The sequence below is a fragment of the uncultured Blautia sp. genome (assembly GCF_902497045.1).
Taxonomy (GTDB): Bacteria; Bacillota; Clostridia; order Lachnospirales; family Lachnospiraceae; genus Blautia_A.
The window spans coordinates 1-4,064 of record NZ_CABVDF010000241.1 but is presented as its reverse complement, the minus strand read 5'-3'; the positions used below and the strand labels follow the sequence as shown (position 1 = coordinate 4,064).

Annotated in this window: 4 protein-coding genes; 3 read left to right on the top strand and 1 reads right to left on the bottom strand. The window is 43.6% G+C overall.

The features are described from left to right. The first annotated feature begins 199 nt into the window (after nucleotides 1-199). Genes sfsA through RDS42_RS13045 form a run of 3 tightly spaced genes read left to right on the top strand, consistent with a single transcriptional unit; the run spans nucleotide 200 to nucleotide 3,055 of the window. Nucleotides 200-898 (top strand): DNA/RNA nuclease SfsA, encoded by a 699-nt coding sequence (gene sfsA, locus RDS42_RS13055; protein WP_308784044.1) that lies wholly within the window; start codon nucleotides 200-202, stop codon nucleotides 896-898. A 34-nt stretch (nucleotides 899-932) separates the two neighbouring features. Continuing rightward, entirely contained in the window at nucleotides 933-2,042 is a 1,110-nt protein-coding gene (gene mutY / locus RDS42_RS13050) for an A/G-specific adenine glycosylase (protein ID WP_308784045.1), read from the top strand. Further along, nucleotides 2,039-3,055: a glycosyltransferase gene (locus RDS42_RS13045; protein ID WP_308784043.1), complete on the top strand. Its 1,017-nt coding sequence runs from the start codon at nucleotides 2,039-2,041 to the stop codon at nucleotides 3,053-3,055. The genes mutY and RDS42_RS13045 overlap by 4 nt, the downstream gene beginning before the upstream one ends. A 25-nt stretch (nucleotides 3,056-3,080) precedes the next feature. Here the strand turns inward: RDS42_RS13045 and RDS42_RS13040 are convergent, their stop codons facing one another. Next, the gene (locus tag RDS42_RS13040; RefSeq protein WP_308784042.1) at nucleotides 3,081-4,007 is read right to left on the bottom strand and encodes a diacylglycerol kinase family lipid kinase; all 927 of its coding nucleotides are present in this window, start codon (nucleotides 4,005-4,007) and stop codon (nucleotides 3,081-3,083) included. Nucleotides 4,008-4,064 lie beyond the last annotated feature (57 nt).

Sequence of the window (4,064 nt, the reverse complement as noted above, 5' to 3'; positions counted from 1 at the left end):
TTTAACATTTTGGATTATACACAGGGAAAATAAAAAAATCAACCTGTGGGAAAAAATAATTGCTGTATAAAACACCCGGTAATTATAAGCGCAGGGAAAATAGGGAAAGAGAAGTGACGGAGAATCTGAATTTTAATGGAAAAAGGGGAAAACATGTGATACAATAGAGCCACTTGATAACAGCAACGAGGTTACAGAGATGAATTACAGCCATACGGTAAAAGCCAGATTTCTGGACAGACCCAATCGTTTTGTCGCTCATGTGGAGCTGGACGGGCAGACAGAAACTGTGCATGTAAAAAATACAGGAAGATGCAGGGAACTTCTGGTTCCCGGATATGAGGTGATTCTTGAGGAAGGACAGAACCCGGCACGAAAAACCAGATATGATCTGATCAGCGTGTGCAAGGAGGGACGATGGATTAACATGGATTCCCAGGCGCCAAATAAGGCGGCGGAGGAATGGCTTTTAAAGGGAGGAGTTTTTCCGGAGGATATTTCTGTGTACAGAGAAAGGAAATACGGAAACTCCAGATTTGACCTTTATATTGAGTCGCCTGTCAGAAAGGCATTTATGGAAGTTAAGGGGGTAACGTTAGAAGAGGATAATATTGTACGATTTCCGGATGCGCCTACAGAAAGAGGGGTAAAGCATGTACGGGAGCTGATCCAGTGCATGAAAGACGGATATGAAGCGTACCTTCTTTTGGTGATACAGATGAAAGATGTGAGAAATTTTCAGCCAAACTGGAAAACTCATCCGGAATTTGGAATGGTTCTGAGAGAGGCGGCTGAAGCAGGAGTAAAGCTTCTGGCTTACGACTGCCTGGTAGGAGAAAATTTTATGGAAATATGCGATCCGGTTTCCATAGATCTGGAGGTGTCTCATGGAGAATAAGATCCCTGTATTTCAGGATAAGCCGGACACACATATGGAAAGTACTTGTTCTGATAAAGTCAGCCGGAGTGAAAGTGAAAATCCGGCAGTATTAGAGGAGATAGTATCCCCTCTTATTAAATGGTACCGGGAAAATAAAAGGATCCTTCCGTGGAGGGATCAGAATAATGCCTATTATACCTGGGTGTCGGAGATTATGCTCCAGCAGACCAGAGTGGAGGCAGTTAAGCCGTATTTTATAAGATTTATTACAGAACTTCCGAATCCGGCGGCTCTGGCTTCCTGCCCGGAAAAGAAGCTTATGAAGCTGTGGGAAGGTCTGGGATATTATAATCGTGTGAGAAATATGCAGGAAGCAGCCTGCACAGTGGTGGAGGAATATGAAGGAAAACTTCCTGAATCCTATGAAAAGCTTGTATCGTTAAAGGGAATAGGAAGTTATACGGCAGGAGCCATTGCTTCTATTGCATATGACATTCCTGTTCCGGCTGTAGATGGAAATGTTCTGAGAGTTGTTTCAAGGATTACTGAGAGCAGAGAAGATATTATGAAGCAGTCAGTCCGCAAAAAAATGGAGCAGACTCTTAAAGAAATCATGCCCTCAGACTGTCCGGGAGATTTTAACCAGGCTCTGATGGAGCTTGGGGCTGTGGTCTGTGTGCCAAACGGGCAGCCCAAATGTCAGGAGTGTCCGGTTCAGAAGCTGTGCAGGGCGCATCTGCATGATATAACTGAGGAAATTCCGGTAAAGGCGCCCAAAAAAGCTCGCAGGACAGAACACAGAACGGTGTTTGTGATCCAGGACGGAGAAAGGACAGCCATACAGAAAAGACCGGACAAGGGACTTCTTGCAGGTCTTTATGAGCTTCCCAATGTGAAAGGAACGCTTTCAGCTGAGGAGGCAGTAAAAGCTGTGGAAAAAATGAAGCTGGAGCCTTTGTATATTAAAGAGCTGGAGCCGGCAAAACATATTTTTTCTCATATTGAATGGAGAATGACAGGATATTTGATAAGAGTATCTTCTCTGGAGCAAAAGAAAAATAAAAAACTTATTTTTGTAGATAAAAAGCAGTCCGACAGGCAGTATGCGATTCCGTCTGCATTCGGAGCTTATGTAAAGTACATGAAGGAGGAAATTAAATGAAACTGTTAAGTATTGCTATTCCCTGCTATAATTCAGAAGCTTATATGGAAAAGTGCATCGATTCTCTGCTTATAGGAGGGGAGGATGTGGAAATCCTTATTGTAAATGACGGATCTTCAGACAGAACAGCAGAAATTGCCGATTCCTATGAGAGAAAATATCCTACGATCGTTAAAGCAATCCATCAGGAAAATGGAGGACACGGCGAGGCGGTAAACGCAGGCATCCGTAATGCCACAGGGCTTTATTTTAAGGTGGTGGACAGCGATGACTGGGTAAATGCAGAGGCCTACGCCCAGATTCTTAAGACTTTGGGTGATCTGATCCGGGGACCGGAAACAGTAGACCTTCTGATCAGTAATTTTGTATATGAGAAACAGGGGGCCAGGAGAAAGAGAGTGATGCAGTACAGACATTGTCTTCCGGTCAATGAGATCTTTGGATGGGAAAAAGTACATATGCATAAAGGGAAATATCTTCTTATGCATTCTATGATCTACCGTACAAAGCTTCTCCATGAGTGTGGAATCCAGCTTCCGAAGCATACATTTTACGTGGACAATATCTTTGCGTTTGAGCCGCTTCCTTATGTGAAAAAAATGTATTATCTGGATGTGAACTTTTACAGATATTTTATTGGGCGTGATGATCAGTCTGTCAATGAAAAGGTAATGATCAAAAGAATCGACCAGCAGCTTCGTGTGAATAAGATTATGGTAGATGTATTCCACAGAATTAAATTTAATAATCGCCGTCATCTGCGTAAATATATGCTCAGCTATCTGGAGATCATTACCACAATTTCTTCTGTAATGCTGATCCGTGCAGAAACCCAGGAGGCTCTTGACAAAAAGAAGGAGCTTATGGAATATATTCGGGAAGAAGACCGCCGCATTTATCACAGACTGCGCTGGGGAATTATGGGATGTGCCTCCAATCTTCCGGGTAAGGGCGGACGCAAGACTTTTATTGCTGCCTATAAGTTATGCCAGAAATTTTATGGATTTAACTGATATTTGAAGAAAAACTGCAGGAACATCAGGGAATGATGACCTGCAGTTTTTTATCTGTCAGCTGAACGGAAAAGCCTGTTCCAAGTCCGGCAGATTCTCCGTCTTTATGTATGGCAAGAGATTTTGAACTTTTGACTGTGATTCTTTGACAGCGAAGCAGATGGACTCCGCGAAAGCCGGTATGCCTGCCAAAAATAGAAAGGAAAAGGCAGAAGATCAGCCGAAGCCTGCCCATGCCTTCAATCACCAGTACATCAAGAAGACCGTCTGAAGGGTCAGCACATGGACAGAAGCAAAAACCGCCGCCTTCATATTTCTGGTTCATAACTGCAGTGAGGAAAACCTTGTTATAAGTGTGCTTCATATCCGCATCCGTGTCTATGGAAATGGAAGTGGGAGGCAGAAACAGCAGATGTTTGATTCCAATGAGGAGATAGGCAAGCTTCCCAAGTCCCAGATGATTCAGAACCTTTTTGACAGGAGAGACACTGATCTCATGGCAGACCGCTGCATCAAAACCAATACCGCAGCTAACGGCAAAGCGGCTGGAAAATCCATTGCAGGTGATTTCGGATACATCCATAGGCCGGGTCTTTTCTGAAGAAAGTATGGTTTCCAGGGCTTCTTCCGGTTTGCCCGGAAGTTTCATGCTGCGGCAGAAATCATTGCCGGATCCGGTGGGAATATATCCGAAACGGAGATCAGAAAAATTCTTCAGACCGGTAAGAACCTCCTGAATAGTACCATCTCCGCCTACTGCGATCAATGTGACAGGATGCTCTTTATCAGCAGAGGAACTTATTTTTTCGGCCAGTTCTGTGGCATGGCCGGCACATTCGGTCAGATATGCCTTATATGGGATATTTCTATGATCCAGACTTTGGCTCAGGGATTTCCATATATCGGCTCCTTTTCCGGAGCGGGAATTGGGATTTACAATAAAATAATACATATCACCCTCCTGTAGATTTCAGTCTATCATACCATTTTAGACAGAATTTTACAATCA

Bases quoted from the DNA above. Each gene is read 5' to 3' on its own strand.
- RDS42_RS13045 (WP_308784043.1), top strand. From the start codon at position 2,039: ATGAAACTGTTAAGTATTGCTATTCCCTGCTATAATTCAGAAGCTTAT.
- mutY (WP_308784045.1), top strand. From the start codon at position 933: ATGGAAAGTACTTGTTCTGATAAAGTCAGCCGGAGTGAAAGTGAAAAT.
- RDS42_RS13040 (WP_308784042.1), bottom strand. From the start codon at position 4,007: ATGTATTATTTTATTGTAAATCCCAATTCCCGCTCCGGAAAAGGAGCC.
- sfsA (WP_308784044.1), top strand. From the start codon at position 200: ATGAATTACAGCCATACGGTAAAAGCCAGATTTCTGGACAGACCCAAT.